The following is a 19,141-nucleotide window of genomic DNA, read 5'->3' on the forward strand; positions in this document are numbered from 1 at the left end:
GCGATGTCGATTTCGATGCGCCCGAGCCAGGCCTTGCGACTGTGGCAGCAGGTGATGCTGGCCCAGGTGCGCGACGGCGCGCCGGACCTCACCATGCGCCAGACGGCGATCCTGTTCACCATCTATCTCGATCCGCCGCCGCATACGGTGCGCGGACTGGCCGCCAAGCTCAACGTCACCAAGCCGGTCATCACCCGGGCGCTGGATACGATGGGCGCGCTGAAACTGGTCTCGCGCCACCGCGACGAGCTCGACAAGCGCAACGTGCTGATCCGGCGCACGGTGGAAGGCGCGCTCTTTGTCGAGCGCTTCGGCGATGGTATCGTCGCCAGGGCGCACGAACTGCCCATCTAGAGCATGATCCCGAACCGAAGGACCGCGTCAGCGAAAAGTGGGAACCGGTTTTCGGATAAGATCATGCTTCAACGAAAATGACTGGATTATCGATTTGACCGCCAGGGATGCCCGCCTTCATGCCTTCCGTTCCGACCTTGCCGATGCGAGGCTGAAGGGCGAGGTCGCAGCCGACCGCTTCGTCGCCGGCCGTCCGGCGCGCATCACGGCCTCGGTCGCCGATCTGCGCAAGGCGCCGCGTCCAGACGCGGGCGTGAACACGCAGGCGCTGTTCGGCGACGACGTGCTGGTCTTCGAGGATGCCGAGGGCTGGGCCTGGGTGCAGGCCGAGCGCGACGGCTATGTCGGCTATGTCGCCGACAATCTCCTGGGCGCGCGCGAGCATGCACCCACGCACATCGTTTCGGTGCCGCGCACCTTCCTCTATCCCGGGCCGGATCTGCGTTTCCCGATAGGCGGGCAGCTGTCGATGGGCTCGACCGTCACGGTGACCGGCTCGGCCGAAACGCGCGGCACGCATTACGCGCTGCTGCCCTCCGGCCAGGCGATCATCGCCGGCCATCTGCGGCCGATCGTCGAGCTGGCCGACGACTATGTCACCATCGCCGAAAGTTTCCTCGGCACGCCCTATCTCTGGGGCGGCGCCTCCGGTTTCGGCATCGACTGCTCCGGCCTCGTGCAATTGTCCATGCGCATGACGGGCAGGCAAGTGCTGCGCGACTCCGACATGCAGGCGGCATCGATCGGCACGCCGTTCGAGCCGGGACCTGACTATTCAGGACTTCAACGCGGCGACCTCGTCTTCTGGAAAGGCCATGTCGCTGTGATGACCGACGAAAAGGACATGATCCACGCCAACGGCCACACCATGCTGGTCTCGCGCGAAGGGCTGACGGAGGCGGTCGACCGCATCGGCTATCTCTATGGCGGCCCGACTGGGTTCAGGAGACCGTAGCGCCTTTTACCTCTCCCCTTGTGGGAGAGGTCGGATTGCCCCGAATTGCCCTTCGCAATTCGGTTGGCAATCCGGGTGAGGGGTAAGCTTGGCGCCAAGCTGGAACACCCCTCATCCGTCTCGGCGCTGCCGTGCCGATCCACCTTCTCCCGCAGGGGAGAAGGGGAAGAGTTGCATGATCCCCTTTTGTTCCGATTTTCCTTGGCGATTTCGTGCCGCCGCGCTACCTCTTGCGCGTGACCGAGCAACCGCGCCTTGCCGAACAGAATGCCGCCGTCCTGCTGCCCGAACCATTCGTCAATTGGTTCGGCGAAAAGGGCTGGTCGCCCCGCGCTCATCAGCTCGAGCTGCTGGCGAAGGCGCAAGGCGGCCAGTCGGTGCTGCTGATCGCGCCGACCGGCGCCGGCAAGACGCTGGCCGGCTTTCTGCCATCACTGACCGAGCTCGCCAATCGGCCGAAGCGCAAACCGGGCCAGGCGCATCGCGGCATCCACACGCTCTACATCTCGCCGCTCAAGGCGCTGGCTGTCGACATCGAGCGCAATCTCGGTAAGCCGGTCGAGGAGATCGGACTGCCGATCACCATCGAGACCCGCACCGGCGACACGCCTTCGCACAAGCGCCAGCGGCAGAAACTGGCGCCGCCCGACATCCTGCTCACCACGCCCGAGCAACTCGCTCTGCTGATCGCTTCGAACGACGCAAAGCGCTTCTTCGAGGATTTGCGCTATGTCGTGCTCGACGAATTGCATTCGCTCGTCACCTCCAAGCGCGGGCATCTGCTGGCGCTCGGTCTTGCGCGGTTGCGCGCCTTCGTCCCCGGATTGCAGACCATAGGCCTGTCGGCCACCGTGGCCGAGCCGGACGAATTGCGGCGCTGGCTGGTGGCGCAGAATCCACCTGGCGAGATGGCCGGGCTGATCACGGTTGCCGGCGGCGCCAAGCCGGACATCTCGATCCTGGACTCGCGCGAGCGCGTGCCGTGGTCGGGCCATTCGGCCCGCTACGCGATTCCCGAAATCTACGAGGCGATCAAGGAGCACCAAACCACGCTTCTCTTCGTCAACACCCGCAGCCAGGCCGAGCTTTTGTTCCAGGAGCTGTGGCGGGCGAACGAGGACTCGCTTCCGATCGCGCTGCATCACGGCTCGCTCGATGTCGGCCAGCGCCGCCGCGTCGAGAAGGCGATGGCCGACAATGCGCTGCGCGCCATCGTCGCCACCTCGACGCTCGATCTCGGCATCGACTGGGGCGATGTCGACCTGGTCGTGCATGTCGGCGCGCCGAAGGGCGCCAGTCGCCTGGCGCAGCGCATCGGCCGCGCCAACCACCGCATGGACGAGCCTTCGAAGGCGATCTTGATCCCGGCCAATCGCTTCGAGGTGCTGGAATGCCGCGCCGCGCTCGACGCCAACTATCTCGGCGCGCAGGACACGCCGCCCTTGATCAAGGGCGCGCTCGATGTCTTGTCGCAGCATGTGCTGGGTGTCGCCTGCGGCGGACCGTTCGATGCCAATCTGCTGTTCGAGGAGGTGCGTGGCGCCGCCCCCTACGCCGCGCTGGAGCGCGAGACCTTCGACCGCGTCATCGACTTCGTCGCCACCGGCGGCTACGCGCTGAAGAACTATGAGCGCTATGCCCGCATCCGGAAAAACAAGGACGGGCTCTGGCGCGTCTCGCATCCGAGCGTGGCGCAGCAGTATCGGCTGAATGTCGGCACCATCGTCGAGATGCCCGAGCTCAATATCCGTTACGTCCGGCAGGGCCGGGGCATGGCCGGCCGCGGCGGGCCGGTGCTCGGCAAGATCGAGGAGTATTTCGCCGAGACGCTGCGCCCCGGCGACAACTTCCTCTTCGCCGGCAAGGTGCTGCGCTTCGAAGGCATCCGCGAGAACGAATGCGTCGTCTCCAACGGCGCCGGCGCCAACATCATCGTGCCGTCCTATGCCGGCGGCAAATTCCCGCTTTCGACCTATCTCGCCGAGCAGGTGCGCGGCATGCTGGCCGACAGCGACCGCTGGAAGCTCCTGCCCGAACAGGTGGCTGACTGGCTTCGCATCCAGCAGGAGAAGTCGGTGCTGCCCAAGCGCGGCGACCTTCTGGTCGAGACCTTTCCGCGCGGTAACCGCCACTACATGGTGGCTTATCCCTTCGAGGGCCGGCTGGCGCACCAGACGCTCGGCATGCTTTTGACCCGCCGGCTGGAGCGAGCCCATGCGAGGCCGCTCGGCTTCGTCGCCACCGACTATTCGCTGGCGGTGTGGGCGCTGGACGACATGGCGGCACTCTTTAGGGCGAAGAAGCCATCGCTGGCCGCGCTTTTCGACGAGGATATGCTGGGTGACGATCTGGAGGACTGGCTGAACGAGAGCTGGATGCTGAAGCGCACTTTCCGCACCTGCGCGGTCATCGCCGGGCTGATCGAGAAGCGTTACCCCGGCCAGGAGAAGAGCGGGCGCCAGGTGACGGTCTCGGCAGACCTGATCTACGACGTGCTGCGCAGCCATGAGCCGGACCATATCCTGCTGCAGGCGACGCGCACCGACGCCTCGGCCGGTCTGCTCGATGTCAGCAGACTTGGCGAGATGCTCTCGCGTGTGCGCGGTCGAATCATGCATAAGCATCTCGATCAGATCTCGCCGCTGGCGGTGCCGGTGATGCTGGAGATCGGCAAGGAATCGGTCAATGGCGGCGCCAACGACACGCTTTTGATGGAAGCCGCCGACCTGGTCGAGGAAGCCATGGGCGGCCGGGCGTGACGAACCGAGAGGCCAGGAGGGGATGAATTTTTCGCTGTCGCGTGCAACGCTGATCGCCGAGGCCGATCTTGTCGGCATCGCTGGCGAGCGCGCGGTCTGCGACCGCCGTGGCGTGCTCTATTTCCCCGACCTGCGGCTGCTCGCCGTCTCCGACCTGCATCTCGAGAAGGGCTCGTCCTTCGCCAAGCGCGGCGCGCTGATCCCGCCTTACGATACCGGCGCGACCCTGCTGCAATTGCAGGCGGTCATAGCCGACTACCAGCCGCGGATCGTCGTCAGCCTGGGCGACTCCTTCCATGATGGCGGCGGCGCCGAGCGCATGCATGCAAGTTTCCGTGAACGCCTGGAGGCGATGATGGCCGGCCGCGACTGGTTCTGGGTTGCCGGCAACCATGACCCGGAAGCGCCCGCCGATCTGCCGGGCGAGACGGTGCGGGAACTCGCCATCGGCTCGCTGCTCTTTCGCCACGAGCCGTCGAAGACGCGGGTCGAGGGCGAGATATCAGGCCATCTCCATCCCTGCGCGCGCATCGTCCAGCGCGGCCGCTCGGTCCGGCGGCGCTGCTTTGCTGGCGATGGCGGCCGCATGATCATGCCGGCCTTCGGCGCCTATACCGGCTCGCTCAACGTGCTCGACCGCGCCTATGCCGGCCTGTTTAGGCTGGAAACGCTGGTAGCCTATATGCTCGGCGCCGACCGCATCTTCGCCATATCAGGCTCGATGCTGCGGCCGGGCTGACCCTCCTATCGTCCGTAATAGAGCGCGACCGTATGCTTCGCCTCGGCGAAGAACAGCCAACGCTCGACCAGCATGCCGGTTAATTGCGCAAGGGCAGCAAGCACGGATGCGATCACGCCCAAAGGCCATGGCAGGAAGAACGCGATTACCAGCAGGAAAGCCGGCGCTGCAAAGGCCAGCGCCTGCGTGACCCGCCGCAGCTTCGCGCTGTGCTTGCGCGCGATGCTAAAGCCCATCTCTTTCAGCAGATAGTTCTCTTCCGTATGCGGCCATTCGATCGACCGGACCGTGCCGCCGACAAGTCCGGTCGCCGTGTTGGCGGTGGTCGGAATCTCCAGCCGGTCATTGTAGTTCCAGGTCGCAAGTTTCCAGCCCCAACCGGCAAGCGTTGCCAGCAATCCGCCGATCAGGACCGTTGTCGAGGCTGCGCCGAAGCATTGGAATAAGGCGTTCCCCAACACGCTTCCGGTCATCGCCGCGAAGATAAGATAAGCCGGCAAAGTATAGCGGCTGTGCCACTGCGCGATTGGCTTCAGCGAGGCGTAGATCATGCCTGTCGTGCAGGTTGTGACGAGCGCGCCCGCCGCAGCCAGCAGCCCGGCGACGGCCACCCATCCGCCATTACGGCCGAGAAATACCCAGCCGACGCCGAACAGTGCGGCTGGAATGAAGGTCGCGACCGAGGCCACGCCTTCGCGCGACAGCCATGAGCTGCGCCACTGCGAGAAGGCTCGCCAGGCTCGCTCGGGACGGCCCAGGTGGCCAGTGGAGGACAAAAGCCCTGCCGCGATCAGCCCGAGCGCCAGCGCCATGCCGACAAGGCCAAGCCAGAAATCGGCCGGGATCACGCCAAACCCGCCAAGCAGGCCGAGCAGCGCCAAGAGGCCGTAGCCGGCCCCAGTGGCGGTGGTGAAGAAGACGACCGAGAAAGCAGGGTGCATGATGATCGGCTAGTTCGAAAGCATGCGGTCGATCCAGCCGAGGAAACCGCCCTCGGCCCGGATCGGCTCAAGCGCCGGCGCGTCGACCTTCGCCGCGCGTTCGCTGCGGGCACGCGGCGGCAGATATCTGTTGGTCGGCTTGTAGCCGAGCTCGGGCATGAGCGCGACGCCGCCGCGCTCCTCGACAAGCTGTGAGATTGCAGAGGCAGGATCGCCGAGATCGCCGAAATGCCGGGCGCTGGTCGGGCAGGCGGCGACGCAGGCCGGCACGCGGTCCTCTTCCGCCAGATTGTCGTTGTAGATGCGGTCGACGCAGAGCGTGCATTTCTTCATCACGCCGACATCCGTGTCGAATTCGCGCGCGCCGTAAGGGCAGGCCCAGCTGCACAATTTGCAGCCGATGCATTTGTCCTCATCGATCAGCACGATGCCGTCCGAGGCGCGCTTGTAGGAAGCGCCGGTCGGGCAGACGGTGACGCAGGCCGGCGTCTCGCAATGCAGGCAGGAGCGCGGGAAGTTCACCGTGCGGCCGCCCAGTTCCGTCGTATGCTCGTAACTATGCACCCGGTTGAACCAGACGCCATCGACATGTCCGCCATAGGGATCGATATCGGTCAGCGGCGCCATATGGCCGCCGGTGTTCCACTCCTTGCAGGCGGTGACGCAGGCCTGGCAGCCGACGCAGGTGTCGAGGTCGACGACGAGCCCGAGTTTCTTGTCGGTATGTGAGGGAAGGCAGGTCATTCGGCGGCTTCCCTCTTTGCATGGAACTCCGCGCCAAAGCGCAGCACGTCGGGCGGAGTTGGGAAATGTGGCGGCTGGGCAAAACGCTCGAATTGCGGCTCGGTGAAACCGGCTTCGTTGGGCGCGCATTTTGCGATGCGCACGCGCACGTCGAACCACGCCGCCTGTCCGGTGACGGGATCCGAATTCGAGTAGCGCTTGCCGTTGGCGTCGGCCGACGTCTGGTCGCCGATGATGTGGTTCAGCAGGAAGCCGCGATTGCTCTCCGCCGCATCGTCCTTCAGGCCCCAGCTGCCGCGGCGCTTGCCGATCGCATTCCAGGTCCACACAGTGTCCGGGTTCACGCCGTCGACCAGCTTGATCTGGCCCTTCACCCGGCCGTTGACGCTTTCAATCCACACCCAGTCATCGTCGGCAAGGCCGAGCCCAGCGGCCGTCTGATGATGGACGAACAGGCGGTTCTGGTTGGTGATCTGCCGCAGCCACGCATTCTGCGAGCCCCAGGAGTGGTACATATGCATCGGTCGCTGCGTCAGCGCATGCAGCGGATATTTTTCGAAGTCGACGGTGTCGTCCTCGAAGGGCGCGTACCAGAACGGCAGCGGATCCATATAGGCTTCGATGCGGTGGCGCTCGGCGTCCGGCGGCTGCACCTTGCCATGACCACGCGCGGCAAGCCGAAAGCGCTGCATCGGCTCCGAGTAGAGCTGGAAAACGATGGGCTCGGCCTTGGCGATGAAGCCCATCTCGACCGCGAAGTCGAGGTAAGAGCGGTTGCCCATCTTGTAGTAGCGCTGGTCGTCGGCAAAATCGTGGTGCCAGAAGCCGCCATTGTCGATGTAGCGCTGCAGCTGGTCGGGGTTGACATCGCCCCTGCCGATCGCACCGCCATTCTTGCCACGCCAGCCGGCTAAAGGGCCGATGCCGGGCGTGCGCTCATGGTTGACGATGTAGTCGGCATAGTCGCGGTATTTCGCCGAGCCGTCGCCTTTGACAAAGCAGGGCAGGCCGAGCCGCGCGCCGAGGTCGATCAGCACCGATTGGAACGGCCGCACGTCGCGGTCCGGCTGCACGACCGGATGGCGGATGGCGTCGCCCGGTCCGTCGGCATGGCTGATCGGCCGGTCGAGCAGGCTGATGCAATCATGCCGCTCGAGATAAGTGGTGTCGGGCAGCACCAGGTCCGCGAACGGCACCGTCTCCGAGTAATAGGCGTCGGAATAGATGATGAACGGGATCCTGTAGGCGCCCGCCTCATCCTTGTCGGTCAGCATGGCAATCGTCTCGACCGTGTTCATCGACGAGTTCCACGCCATGTTCGACATGTACATCATCAGCGTGTCGATCGGATAAGGATCGCCGGCCCAGGCGTTGCGGATGACTGTGTGCATCAGCCCATGTGCGGCCATGGGCGCTTCCCAGGAATAGGCCTTGTCGATGCGGGTGGGCCGGCCGGTCTCGTCGACGAGAAGATCGTCCGGTCCGCAGACGAAGCCGAGCGGCATGCCGTCCAGCGGCGTCATCGGCTGGGCGTTTTTACCGCATGGCTTCGGCCCTGGCGGCGCCGGGCGCGGGTAAGGCGGCTTGAAGCGGAAGCCGCCTGGAACGTCCACGGTGCCGAGCAGCACCTGCAGCAAATGGATGGCGCGGCAGGTATGAAAACCGTTGGAATGTGCCGAGATGCCGCGCATCGCATGCATCGAGACCGGCCGGCCCTTGATCGTCTCGTGCCGGCGGCCCGCCCAGTCGGTCCAGGCGATGGGCAGCTCGATCGTCTGCTCGAAGGCGACATGCGCCAATTCCGCCGCGATCCGGCGGATCGTGTCCACCGCAACGCCACAGCGCTCCGCCACGGCGGTTGGCGAGTAGCTTTCGTCCAGATAACGATCGGCGATGAGCTGGAACACCGGCACGCAGCGCCGGCCGCCGACCTGATAGCTGCCAGTCAGCGCCGGCTTCGCTTCGGGGCCGGCCGCATTGACCGGCCGCTTCGCCACCCTGTCCCAGGCAAGCGGATTGCCGTCGCCGTCGCGCACGAACAGCCCGTCATCGGCGGCCCCCGGTTCCTGCACGACCAGCACTGGCGCGTTGGTGTAGCGCAGCAGGTAGTCAAGATCGACGCGCCCGGCCTTGAGCAATTCATGGACCAGCGCCAGCACGAACAGTCCGTCCGTGCCCGGCCGGATGCCGATCCAGTCGTCGGCGATGGCGTTGTAGCCGGTGCGGCAGGGGTTGATCGAAACCACCTTGGCGCCACGCGCCTTGAGCTTGCCGAGGCCGATCTTGATCGGGTTGGAATCATGGTCCTCGGCGACGCCGAACAGCATGAAGTATCGGGTGTTGTCCCAGTCGGGCTCGCCGAACTCCCAGAACGAGCCGCCGATCGTGTAGAGGCCGCCCGCCGCCATGTTGACCGAGCAGAAGCCGCCATGCGCGGCGAAATTGGGCGTGCCGAATTTCGCCGCCCACCAGCCGGTCAGCGATTGCGACTGGTCGCGTCCGGTGAAGAAGGCAAGTTTTTTCGGATCGGTGCGCCGGATCGCCGAGAGCCTTTCGGTGGCGATGGTCAGCGCTTCGTCCCACTCGATCTCGCGGAATTCGCCGGAGCCGCGTGGCCCTGTCCTCAGCAGCGGCTTCCTCAGCCGCGCCGGGCTGTAATGCTGCATGATGCCGGAGCTGCCCTTGCCGCAGATCACGCCGCGGTTCACCGGATGGTCCTTGTTGCCGTTGATGTAACGCACCTTGCCGTCCTTGATATGGACGTCGATGCCACAGCGGCAGGCGCACATGTAGCAGGTGGTCTTGGCGATGCGGTCGGAGACGCTCGGCGAGGTCTCGACGCCGTCACCCTCATTCGGCGCTCGGCTGTCGGCCAGCGGCCGCTGCGAAGGGGCGGAATTGGCGCCGCGCGGCGCGGCTCTGCTCATGATCCGCGACCGCTCTTGCCGTTCGCCATCTTGGCCTTCGTCTTGGGTCCCGGGCCGCGCATGTAATGGAGCTCGGGATGATAACGCTCACCGGCGAGTTGCCGCTTCAGCCGACCGCCCCAATGCGCGAACAGGGATTTGAAGCGCCCAACCATTTCCCACTCTTGGCCTTTGACGACCAATTTTTTCCAACTTCAGTGAAAAACTTAGAACAAAGCAATTAATCCGTCTAACAAGCGGCTCTTGTAATTCCGATCGATTTTGCTTCTTAGTTGCGCCATGACCCTGGATCAGCTGCGCATATTCGTCGCCGTCGCCGAGCACGGCCACATGACCAAGGCGGCGGAGCGGCTCGGCATCTCGCAGTCGGCTGCGTCAGCGGCCATCCGCGCGCTCGAAAGCCAGCATGGCGTGCGCCTGTTCAACCGGGTAGGCCGCAACATCGAACTGGCCCAGACCGGTCATCGCTTCCTGCCGGAGGCCAAGGCGGTTCTGGATCGCGCCGCGGCTGCCCGCGGCGTCCTGGAGGATGTCTCGCAGACCGTCGCCGGCAGCCTGTCGATCGCGGCCAGCCAGACCATCGCCAGCTATTGGCTGCCGCGTCGCCTGGCGTCCTTCCACGAAGCCTATCCCGCCGTGAAGCTGAGCGTGACGATCGGCAACACCAGGCAGGTCGAGGCCAATGTGCTGGACGGCCGCGCCGATTTCGGCCTGGTCGAGGGTCGCACCGAGTCCGACATCCTGCGCCGCGCCACGGTCGACGAGGACCACCCGATGCTGGTGGTGGCGCGCTCGCATCCCGAAATTCCGATGACGCGGGCGGGCAACCTCGACATCAGGGCGTTGCGCTGGATCATCAGGGAAGGCGGATCGGGCACGCGCGAGGCGCTGGAGGATTTCGCGCTCAGTCAGGGGGTCCCGCCGGCGGAGCTGCAGATATTCCTGGTCCTGCCCAGCAACGAGGCCGTGCGTCAGGCGGTCGAGGCCGGCGCGGGCGCCACGATCATCTCGGAGCTCGTCGTCGCGCGTTCGCTGGCGGAGGGCAGCCTCAGGGCGGTGCCGGTCGAACTGCCGAAGCGCGACTTCGCCATGATCACGCATCGCGACCGCCAGGCGAGCCTTGCCCAGATGGCACTGAAGGCGCACCTCACCGGCAAGGCGGACGTGCCGGCAAGCGCGGAATAATCAGGCGTATTTGCGCTGCGCGTCGAGCGCGAGGCCGAGGCCGACCGAGCCGAACATGTCGCCTTCGATGACCGAGGCCTGCGGCACCAGCGAGAGGATCTCCCGCTTCGCCAGCGGGATGGCGGTCGAGCCGCCGGTGAGGAACACGGCCGTGATGGCCGAGGCATCAACGCCAGCGTCCGCGATCGTCTGTTTGACTGTCGCGGTCACGCGTTCGATATCGCCCGCAATGGTCTCCTCCAGACCCGCGCGCGTGATCTCGGCCGCGAAGCGCGCGCCGGGCAGCGACACCTTCACCTCCGCCAAGGGCTGGTCGGTCAGCGCGATCTTCGCCCTTTCGACCAGGCCCGCCATCGCATGGCCATAGCGATGCTCGACGACATGGATGAAGCGGTCGACAAGGTCGGCCCGCTCGGCCTCGTAGCGGATTTGCCGCAGGTCGTTCATGGCCTTGGCTGTGTAGACGAGGTTGATGCGCTGCCAGGTCGCCAGGTCGATGAAGTAGGCCGCCGGCAGGTTGCGCTTGTGATCCTTGGTCCGCGTCAGATAGCCGAGCTCGGGCATCACATGGGCGATGCTGAGCAGCCGGTCGAAATCGGTACCGCCGATATGGACGCCGCGATTGGCCAGGATGTCGGCCTTGCGATCGGTCGAGCGGGCGCGCTCCGGCGAGACCCGCACGATCGAGAAGTCGGAGGTGCCGCCGCCCATGTCGACGATCAGCGCCAGCTCCTCGCGGGCGACCTTCTGCTCGTAGTCGAGCGCCGCCGCGATCGGCTCGAACTGGAAGGCGATGTGCTTGAAACCCTGCGCGCGGGCGGCCTTTTCCAGCTCGCCCTGCGCCTTTGCATCGGAGGCCGCATCGTCGTCGACGAACTGCACCGGCCGACCAAGCACCACGTTCTCGACCGGACCGCCGGCATCTTCTTCCAGCCGCTTCTTCAGATGATCGATGAACAGGCCGATGATGTCGATGAAGCCGATCTGGCGCGCCTTGATGCGTGTCTTCTCGTTGGCCAAGGAGCTGCCGAGAACGCTCTTCAGCGAGCGCATCAGACGGCCTTCTATGCTGTCGGTATAGTCGCTGATCGCACGGCGGCCGAAATAGGTGTAGCCGTCCTCGAAGTTGAAGAACACCGCGCTTGGCAGAGTGGATTGCTCGCCTTCCAGCGCCACCAGTCGCGCCCGGCCGTCACGGATCACGCCAACGGTGGAATTGGACGTGCCGAAATCGATGCCGCCGAATGCCGATCGCATCGCAGCCTCCTGTCGTTGTTTCATGGCGGCAAGCCGACGCGTTGCGCGCCGTCATCCGGAAGGCCGGACCGCTCTATCGAAATTGAATGTGTTGCTTGTCCCTAGGGCTGGGAGGCGGCGATGTATCGCAAAACCGGGAAAAGGGGAACCCTCTTTTCACGGGAAATGGATTCCCGAGGCATCAATCCTTGCGGAAGATCAGCCGGCCCAGCCAGCCTGTCAGCATGGCGAGCGATATGGCGAACACGCCGTAGAGAAAGGAATAATCGTGCGCGACGCGGAAGATCGACTGTTCGAAACCGGATTTGCGGATTTCGAGCTGGGCCGAGCTTTCCTTGACGAACATGCCGCTCTTGAACAGGAATGCGCGGGCCTTATGGGTTCCGACCGGCACGTTGGGCGCGAGCCGCACGGTGGCGCGAAACAGGTTCTGCGACAGGAACTGCACGCCGCCGACATTCTCGCTGTAGAGGCCAGTCGCGGCCTTGCGGTCGCGAAGTGCCGCGGTGAATTCCTCGATGGTGGCCGGGCTGTCGGTCTCGTCGGCCGGCTTCATGTAGAGGTTTTGCGCGCCGAGCGAGAGCTGCTTGTACTTGGCAGGCTCGGCGATGTCCTGCAGTGGCCGCGTCGTCGCCACCGAATAGGAGACCGGCACGTTCTCGAACGTCTCCGACTCCAGGTTGATCCAGACGCCGAGCACCCGGTCCTTGCGCCGAACGACAACCGGCCGTGGCGGTCCTTCGAGCACGACGACCACGTCGTATCGTCCCTGGCGAGCGACCAGCGGATCGGGATTTTCCAGCGATCCGAAGATGGTGAGGTCGGCGCCGGAGAAGCTCGCCGTGATGGAAATGGCGTCGGTCGACAGGCCGATCTGGATGCTTTCGACCGGCGGCGTCTGCGCCGTCGCCGGTGAAAGCGCAAAGAGCATCGACAACGAGACGGCAGCTGCAAATGCTCGTCGTGCCGCCATCAGTTGAGGCCCGCGGCGGTAAGCGAATAGAGGTTGGGCGGCGTCACGAAGAGATCGACGGCAAGGCGGATGGCGACGGCCAGCACCAGCATCGCCAGCAGCGCGCGCAGCTGCTCGCCGCGCAGCCTCTGGCCGGCCTTGGCGCCATATTGCGCGCCGGCGACGCCGCCGGCCATCAGCAGGAAGGCCAGGATCACATCGACCGTCTGGTTGGTCGTGGCATGCACCAGCGTCGTATAGGCCGAGGTGAAGATGATCTGGAACAGCGAGGTGCCGATGACGACATTGGTCGGCACCTTGAGCAGGTAGATCAGCGCCGGCACCATGATGAAGCCGCCGCCGACGCCCATGATCGACGACAGGAAGCCGATCCCGACGCCGAGCCCGAGCACCGGGATGACGCTGACGAACAGCTTCGAGGCGCGGAAGCGCATCTTGAACGGCAGCCGGTGGATCCAGTTGTGCTGTCCGGATTTCTTCAATACCGGCGCCGCGCCGCTGCGGCTGGCGCGCAGCGCATTGACGCTTTCGACCAGCATCAGCCCGCCGACGGTGCCGAGCAGCACGACGTAAAGCAGCGAGATGAACAGGTCCAACTGGCCGAGCCGGCGCAACAGCGCAAAGACGAAGATGCCGGCTGTCGAGCCGACGATGCCGCCGGCCAGAAGCACGCCGCCCAGCTTGAAGTCGAGCGTGCCGCGCTTGAAGTGCGAGAGCGCGCCGGAGAAGGAGGAGGCGATGACCTGGTTGGCGCCAGTGGCCACCGCGATCGCCGGCGGGATGTTGTAGAAGATCAGCAGCGGCGTGATCAGAAAGCCGCCGCCGACCCCGAACATGCCCGACAGGAAACCCACCGCCGCGCCCATTGCCAGCAGCACGAAGACGTTGACGGAAATTTCCGCGATCGGGAGATAGATGCCCACCCGTCTGTCTCGATCAGTTTGTCTGTCGGCCTATAGTGCCGTCCCTGGACACTAAAGCACCGAAAAGCCAATTTTTTATTGCGCCGGCGCGGCGGCCGATTCAAGCCCCGCCGCCGCGCCGAAACAAAAACCATCTCAATCAGTTAACAGGCAAATGTGTGGCAAGGCGTCGTGTATGCGACGCGCCTGCCGTTATTTCTTCGCCAACAGAGCCTTGACCAGCGGCGCGTCGACCTCGCCGGTCGGCTTCATCTTGTTGTCGGTCTGGAAAGCCATGATGGCGTTCTTGGTCTTGCCGCCCATCACGCCGTCGGCGCCGCCGGCATCATAGCCGTTCTTGTTCAGGATCAGCTGGATGTTCTTCACCGCCTTCTTCATGTCGATGCCGGCGGTGGTCTGCGGCGCGCTGTCCTGCCAGGACTCCGGAACGTCGGCCGAGTTGGCGGCCGCGTTGAGCGGCTTGGCCTTCCACAATTCCGTCGCGGCGCGCGCCCGTTCGAGCTGCTCGGGCCGCAGCGCGTTGGCGATCTCGTCGCGCTTGGCGGCGGCGTCCTTGTCGCCGGTCTTGGCGACGAGCGCGAACCACTTGTAGGATTCTTCCAGGTTCTGCTTCATGCCGACGCCCTTGGCGGCCATGATGCCGAGGTTGAACTGGCTGTCCTTGACGCCGAGGTCGGCGGCTTCCTGGAACCAGTGCGTGGCCGATTCATTGTCGGTCACGCCGTCCGCCGCCATGGCGAACAGCACCGCCAGATTGTGCATGGCGCTGGCGTTGCCCTGTTCGGCGGCGAGCTGGTAGTAGGTCTTGGCCTTCTTGAGGTCGCGCGCTACGCCGATGCCTTTTTCGTAGAAATTGCCGATGCGGTATTCGGCCGGCGCGAAGCCGAGCTCGGCCGACTGCTCATACCATTTGGCGGCCGCCTTCATGTCCTCCTTCACGCCGCGCGATTCCGCGTAGCGCGAGCCGACCTCGAACAGCGCCTTGGCGTCGCCGCCGGCGGCCGCGTCGTGCAGCGCCACCGGACCGATTTCGGCGGGAATATCGAATTTGGCCGCGGCCGTCTGGCTTGCCGCAGGCGGCACGGCGCCTGTCGTGTCGGCGGAGGTGGCCGCCGGCGCGCTGGCTGCGGCGCCGTCGGCCGCCGGACTGGCCGTCGCCGGCTCCTTCGCCATCGGCTGCGCGTCGCCATCCGTGTCTGTCGCGGAGGCTGCTGCTGCGGCGGGTTCGGATGGCATCGCCGAGGCCATCGGGGCCGGGGCGGGCTGGGCAGGCGCAGCAAGCGCCATCGGTGCGGGCGCCGGCTCGGCCGGCATTGCGGCGGCAGTCTCGGGGCTTGCAGGGATGGGAGCGGCCGGTGCCGCGTCCTTGACGGGCTCGGCCTGCCTGACGGCAGGGGCGCTTTCGGCCTGCGCGGTTTCCGCGTCGGCCTTTTGCGTGTCGGCCTTCGGTGCGGCCGTGACATCGAGCGAAGCCGTGTCGACCGTCTGCGTGGAGACGATCGGGGTGGGTTGGTTGTTGGCCGTTTCGACGGGATCGGACAAGAAGGCCTTGCCCAGCTGCAGGCCGGCCAGCGCCATCATGATCGCGGCGGCCGCCATCAGGATCGGCTTGCGCCGCGCCTTGAGCAGGTCGCCTATCCTCAGCGCCTTCACCGGGCCGGTCATGGTCGACTGCCGCTTCAGCGTGTCGGCTTCCGCCGCCGCCGCCTGGGCCGCACGGCGGGCCGCGGCGATGAAATCGGACTTGGCGGCATCGCTCTCGGTGCGCCGAGCCGGCTGGCCGCTGCGCTCGTCGCGCACGCGCTTCATGATGGCGTTGAGGTCCGGCGCGCCGGAACCGGGTTCCAATGGCCGGTTGGCGGCCTTGGGGTCGAGCGGCTCGTCAATGTCGACGCTTGGCACGTCGCCGACCGGCGCCGAGCCAGCCAGCGGCTGCGTATCCGCGTCCTTCTTGCCTTTGAAAGCGCGCGCCAGGCCGCTGAACATCGATTTCTTGCGGCCGGCCGTCTCGCTCTTGTCGCCGACCACGTCCGGCCCGAGGGCCGCCATCGCGGCTTCGGCCGCCGCTTCGGCGGGCGTTCGCGCCGAGGCGGGCTCGCTGCGCATGATGGCCGCGGCGCGGCCTTCGAGATCAACCATGTCGCCGCCAAGCGGCAGCGGCTGGTCGATGTCCATCGAAGGGGCGTCCTGCACCGCGATCTTGCCGCCGCGGCCGCCGCGCTTGCCGGCCGGTTGCGGGTCGACCAGCTCGCTGACCGCTTCGCTGGTCTCAGTCGATTCCAGCGAGCCGAGCCTGTCGACGATCTTGAGCAGCGTGTCGTGGATGGCTTCGAATGTCCGCGAGTTGCGTTCGTCGGAACGTCGGGTGAGCGCTTCGAGCGTCTTCAGGTCCTGGGCGAGGCCGGCAACGGCGGTCGCATTGGTCTGAGCCGTGCTGGACGTCGAGTCGGCAAGCGATTTGACGGCGCTCTCGGCCGCCTCGCGCGCCACGCTCAGGATGGAATCGCGCGTGCCGGCCAGCGATTTCTCGATTTCGTTGAGGCGCGGGCTGATGTCTTCGAACTCGGGCAGCGGCGCGCCGGGCTTGGAAAGATGCGCCGACAGGCCGGCGACCTGCGCTTCCAGGCTGCGGATCAGCGCCGGATCGATGCCCGCGACTTGCTGCGCGGACGATTCCAGCCGGCTGGAAATGTCCTCGAGCCGGCTTTCCAGCCCGCGGATCGCCATCTCGCTGGCGGGATCGGGCGTGCGCGTCTCGATGCGCTGGGCCAAGGCGGTAAAGCGGGCGTCGATCGCTTCCATGATGCCGACGCTTTCGTCCTGGCGCATGCGCTGGTCGAGCCGGTCCGCGACCTCGTCCAGCCGCCGCTCGAGATCGCGAAACAGCATACTGCCCTGTTCCATCGCATCGCCCTGGCGGCGCTCGAGCAGCATCGACAGCGCGTCGAAGCGCTGTTCCAGGCCCTGGAAGATATGGTCGGCGTCGGGCATGGCCGGCGCGCGTTCCATCTTGTCGGTGATCAAGGCGATCTGCTTGCCGAGCCGCTCCATGGCCTGTTCGGGCAGGTCGGCGCGGCCGGCCAACTGGTCCACGCGGCTGGTGAGAAGGTTGAGGTGGTCGAGGACTTCCGCGCCCGGCCGCGACTGCGCGACCTCTTCGATCTGAACCGCCAGGGAGGCCATGCGCTTCTCGATCCGGCCGAAGGTTTCGGGGTCGAAGGCATTGGCCTGCGCGGCCACGGTCGAGGCGACGATGGCGCGGGAGATCTCGTCCAGCCGCTCGTCGATCATGGCGAGCGTTTCGCCGCCGCGCGCGGTCTGCTGGCCGGCGAAACGGTCGACCGCGCCGGCAAGCGTGCGCACCTTTTCCTCCAGCGAGCGCAGCGAAAGCGATTCCGGCAGGTTGTTGACGGCGCTGCTGATCTGTTCGAGCCGGTCGGTCAGCGCCGAAAGGCCCGGGCCTTCCGCGCGCTTGCGCTGATCGGCGTCGACGCGGTCCTCGAAGGCGCTCCAGCGGCGGTCGAAATCGTCCCAGCGGCGGTCGACCTTCTGCAGGCTTTCCTCGCGCGCCAGCGTGTCCAGCGCGCCCTTCACCTGTTCCAGTTCCAGCCGCAGCAGATTGACGCTGCGGTCGTCGCTTTTTTCGGCGAGCGTCTGGATGGCACCCGAAAGCCGCTCGAATTCGAGGCCGAGCTCGGCGCTGCTCTTGTCCGGCATGCCGTTCGACGGGGCGCCGTGCTGGCTGTTGGCCTGCATAGCGCGATCGATGTCCTGGCGAAACGCTTCGAATTCGCGCTGCAGGCCAACGGTCATCTGGTGGCGCAATTCCTCGCGCAGGCCGCGCAGTTCGACGGCGATCTTGCCGACCATGGCGACGCTGTCTTCCTGGCCGCGCACCCGGTCGATGTCACGCGCGATCGCCTGATAGCTCTGGCCGAAGGCAGGCGCGGCGGGGGCCGGATTTTGCGGCGCGCGGGTTTGCGGCCGCTGATTCTGCGCGCCGAGAGCCTGCGTCGCCATGGTCTGCGGTGCGCGGTCCTGCGGCCTCTGCGCGGGATAGGTATCCTCGTACCAGCGCGGCTGGTCGTAAGGCTGCGTGCTTGGATAGCGCGGCGCGGCCGGCGGCCGCCGCAGGTCGGGGCGATCGGGCATGTCGGCGCGCGTCCGGTCCAGCCGCTGCTCCAGTGTTTCGAGCGAGCGATTCAGTTCTTCGAGCGAGGGCTGCGGCCGGCGTTGCCTGCCGGCGTTGAGTGTATCGAGATAGGACCGCTTGCTGTTCATCGATGCGCCCGTGTTCAGAATGGCCGGCCTAAGGCCGGTTTCCCCAGTAGCCTGCCGGGAACGAAGCGAGCCGAGCGGTTTTGCCGCGGAGGAAGACGGGCTTCCCGGGTTTTCACCCACGCTTCGAAAAACCGTGAAAAATTCGCTACAGGATAAACACGGGTGACCGACATGCGCACATTTCGCCCAACGTGGTAAACAAGGCGTTAACCAAGCTTAAGAAGCCGCGCATAAATCATGCGCCGCCTGCCGGGTGCGGCATAAAGGTCGGTTTCGATAACGCCCTTGCGTCACCCCGCGGCTGTCGATATAGAATTGACGTAAACGTAAAAGGTGCGAAGCCGTGCCTCTTGCGATTGACTTGTTGCAACCACGATGGAAGCACGCCCCCGCTTCCATTCAGGCGACGCTTGGTCCGCGACCGCGACGCCACCAGGGGAAAGCCAGTGACCATGAAACTTGTTTCGCCCGGCGAGGCCGCGGCCAATACCAATGACATTCCAACTGAAGCAGGCGAGGAATTCGCTCGCATCGGCGAGATGGCCAAGAAATACGGCGTGACGCTGCGCACGCTGCGTTTCTATGAAGACAAGGGCCTGCTCAACCCGCATCGCGACGGCTCGACCCGTCTCTACACGCGCCGCGACAAGGCTCAGCTGAAGCTGATCCTGCTCGGCCGCAAGGTCGGGTTCTCGCTGCGCGACGTCAAGCAGATGATGGATCTCTACGATCCGACCGGCACCAACACCAAGCAGTTGCGGCTGGCGCTGGACAAGTCGGAGAAGCAGCTCGCCCGCCTGCAGAAGCAGCGTGCGCTGATCGACGACGCCATCAACGAGTTGAGCACGTCGATGACGGCGGTGCGCCAGATGCTCGTCGAGCGCACCGCGGCGCCGCAGGCCAGCGCCGCCGGCTGACCGCTCGCGTTCGACAGCGACAATCCCGGAAATGGAAAGCCGCGTGGCTATAGCCGCGCGGCTTTTTTGTCGCCACAATGCCTGACCGCTCACAAAAATTTTTGGCTGCGACGAAGTTGACGTTTACGCAAACGTCAATATTTGCTATCGGGATGTCGACATTGGCCCGGCCTCCTGTCCATGACA

The 19,141-nt window shown here is 65.6% G+C and carries 14 protein-coding genes; 7 read left to right on the forward strand and 7 right to left on the reverse strand.

Going from position 1 to position 19,141, the window contains the following annotated elements:
* Nucleotides 1-3 precede the first annotated feature (3 nt).
* The 4 genes from FJ471_RS08650 to pdeM all read left to right on the forward strand — a co-directional run bounded on the left by FJ471_RS08650 (nt 4) and on the right by pdeM (nt 4,807).
* Nucleotides 4-354 carry a MarR family winged helix-turn-helix transcriptional regulator gene (locus tag FJ471_RS08650; RefSeq protein WP_140782196.1) on the forward strand — a complete coding sequence of 117 codons (351 nt, stop codon included), beginning with the start codon at nt 4-6 and terminating at the stop codon, nt 352-354.
* 94 nt (nt 355-448) lie between these two features.
* On the forward strand, nt 449-1,309 hold the full coding sequence (locus tag FJ471_RS08655) for an NlpC/P60 family protein (RefSeq protein WP_140802763.1): 861 nt from the start codon (nt 449-451) through the stop codon (nt 1,307-1,309).
* Nucleotides 1,310-1,545: 236 nt separating this feature from the next.
* Complete coding sequence (locus FJ471_RS08660) at nt 1,546-4,068, forward strand: ligase-associated DNA damage response DEXH box helicase (protein WP_140802814.1); 2,523 nt, start codon at nt 1,546-1,548, stop codon at nt 4,066-4,068.
* Nucleotides 4,069-4,090: 22 nt separating this feature from the next.
* A complete protein-coding gene (pdeM, locus tag FJ471_RS08665; RefSeq protein ID WP_140802764.1) occupies nt 4,091-4,807 on the forward strand; it encodes a ligase-associated DNA damage response endonuclease PdeM in 717 nt (238 codons plus the stop codon).
* 5 nt (nt 4,808-4,812) lie between these two features.
* Here pdeM and FJ471_RS08670 read toward each other — a convergent pair whose 3' ends face one another.
* The 3 genes from FJ471_RS08670 to FJ471_RS08680 are packed head-to-tail and all read right to left on the reverse strand — an operon-like array spanning nt 4,813 to nt 9,419.
* On the reverse strand, nt 4,813-5,748 hold the full coding sequence (locus FJ471_RS08670) for a DmsC/YnfH family molybdoenzyme membrane anchor subunit (protein WP_140802765.1): 936 nt from the start codon (nt 5,746-5,748) through the stop codon (nt 4,813-4,815).
* 9 nt (nt 5,749-5,757) lie between these two features.
* On the reverse strand, nt 5,758-6,492 hold the full coding sequence (locus tag FJ471_RS08675) for a 4Fe-4S dicluster domain-containing protein (protein WP_140802766.1): 735 nt from the start codon (nt 6,490-6,492) through the stop codon (nt 5,758-5,760).
* On the reverse strand, nt 6,489-9,419 hold the full coding sequence (locus FJ471_RS08680) for a molybdopterin oxidoreductase family protein (protein WP_140802767.1): 2,931 nt from the start codon (nt 9,417-9,419) through the stop codon (nt 6,489-6,491). Before FJ471_RS08680 ends, FJ471_RS08675 begins: the two co-directional genes overlap by 4 nt.
* 77 nt (nt 9,420-9,496) lie before the next feature.
* On the opposite strand from FJ471_RS08680, the gene FJ471_RS34715 reads away from it, so the two are divergent.
* Both FJ471_RS34715 and FJ471_RS08690 read left to right on the forward strand, forming a co-directional pair.
* On the forward strand, nt 9,497-9,643 hold the full coding sequence (locus FJ471_RS34715) for a hypothetical protein (RefSeq protein WP_181179256.1): 147 nt from the start codon (nt 9,497-9,499) through the stop codon (nt 9,641-9,643).
* A gap of 55 nt (nt 9,644-9,698) precedes the next feature.
* On the forward strand, nt 9,699-10,604 hold the full coding sequence (locus FJ471_RS08690) for a LysR family transcriptional regulator (RefSeq protein WP_140802769.1): 906 nt from the start codon (nt 9,699-9,701) through the stop codon (nt 10,602-10,604).
* On the opposite strand, the gene FJ471_RS08695 is transcribed toward FJ471_RS08690, so the two are convergent.
* The 4 genes from FJ471_RS08695 to FJ471_RS08710 all read right to left on the reverse strand — a co-directional run bounded on the left by FJ471_RS08695 (nt 10,605) and on the right by FJ471_RS08710 (nt 18,038).
* Nucleotides 10,605-11,861, reverse strand: a complete 1,257-nt coding sequence (locus FJ471_RS08695) for an Hsp70 family protein (RefSeq protein ID WP_140802770.1) — start codon at nt 11,859-11,861, stop codon at nt 10,605-10,607.
* Between the two features lie 181 nt (nt 11,862-12,042).
* Entirely contained in the window at nt 12,043-12,834 is a 792-nt protein-coding gene (locus tag FJ471_RS08700; protein ID WP_140802771.1) for a TIGR02186 family protein, read from the reverse strand.
* The gene (locus FJ471_RS08705; protein WP_140542037.1) at nt 12,834-13,757 is read right to left on the reverse strand and encodes a sulfite exporter TauE/SafE family protein; all 924 of its coding nucleotides are present in this window, start codon (nt 13,755-13,757) and stop codon (nt 12,834-12,836) included. Before FJ471_RS08705 ends, FJ471_RS08700 begins: the two co-directional genes overlap by 1 nt.
* Nucleotides 13,758-13,949: 192 nt before the next feature.
* On the reverse strand, nt 13,950-18,038 hold the full coding sequence (locus tag FJ471_RS08710; protein WP_140802772.1) for an SEL1-like repeat protein: 4,089 nt from the start codon (nt 18,036-18,038) through the stop codon (nt 13,950-13,952).
* Between the two features lie 452 nt (nt 18,039-18,490).
* Here FJ471_RS08710 and FJ471_RS08715 point away from each other — a divergent pair, with 452 nt between their 5' ends.
* On the forward strand, nt 18,491-18,955 hold the full coding sequence (locus FJ471_RS08715) for a MerR family DNA-binding transcriptional regulator (protein ID WP_140802815.1): 465 nt from the start codon (nt 18,491-18,493) through the stop codon (nt 18,953-18,955).
* Nucleotides 18,956-19,141 lie beyond the last annotated feature (186 nt).

This window comes from Mesorhizobium sp. B2-7-1 (assembly GCF_006440735.1).
Classification (GTDB): domain Bacteria; phylum Pseudomonadota; class Alphaproteobacteria; order Rhizobiales; family Rhizobiaceae; genus Mesorhizobium.

Bases quoted from the DNA above. Each gene is read 5' to 3' on its own strand.
- FJ471_RS08650 (WP_140782196.1), top strand. From the start codon at position 4: ATGTCGATTTCGATGCGCCCGAGCCAGGCCTTGCGACTGTGGCAGCAG.
- pdeM (WP_140802764.1), top strand. From the start codon at position 4,091: ATGAATTTTTCGCTGTCGCGTGCAACGCTGATCGCCGAGGCCGATCTT.
- FJ471_RS08670 (WP_140802765.1), bottom strand. From the start codon at position 5,748: ATGCACCCTGCTTTCTCGGTCGTCTTCTTCACCACCGCCACTGGGGCC.
- FJ471_RS08675 (WP_140802766.1), bottom strand. From the start codon at position 6,492: ATGACCTGCCTTCCCTCACATACCGACAAGAAACTCGGGCTCGTCGTC.
- FJ471_RS08680 (WP_140802767.1), bottom strand. From the start codon at position 9,419: ATGAGCAGAGCCGCGCCGCGCGGCGCCAATTCCGCCCCTTCGCAGCGG.
- FJ471_RS34715 (WP_181179256.1), top strand. From the start codon at position 9,497: ATGATAACGCTCACCGGCGAGTTGCCGCTTCAGCCGACCGCCCCAATG.
- FJ471_RS08690 (WP_140802769.1), top strand. From the start codon at position 9,699: ATGACCCTGGATCAGCTGCGCATATTCGTCGCCGTCGCCGAGCACGGC.
- FJ471_RS08695 (WP_140802770.1), bottom strand. From the start codon at position 11,861: ATGCGATCGGCATTCGGCGGCATCGATTTCGGCACGTCCAATTCCACC.
- FJ471_RS08700 (WP_140802771.1), bottom strand. From the start codon at position 12,834: ATGGCGGCACGACGAGCATTTGCAGCTGCCGTCTCGTTGTCGATGCTC.
- FJ471_RS08710 (WP_140802772.1), bottom strand. From the start codon at position 18,038: ATGAACAGCAAGCGGTCCTATCTCGATACACTCAACGCCGGCAGGCAA.
- FJ471_RS08715 (WP_140802815.1), top strand. From the start codon at position 18,491: ATGAAACTTGTTTCGCCCGGCGAGGCCGCGGCCAATACCAATGACATT.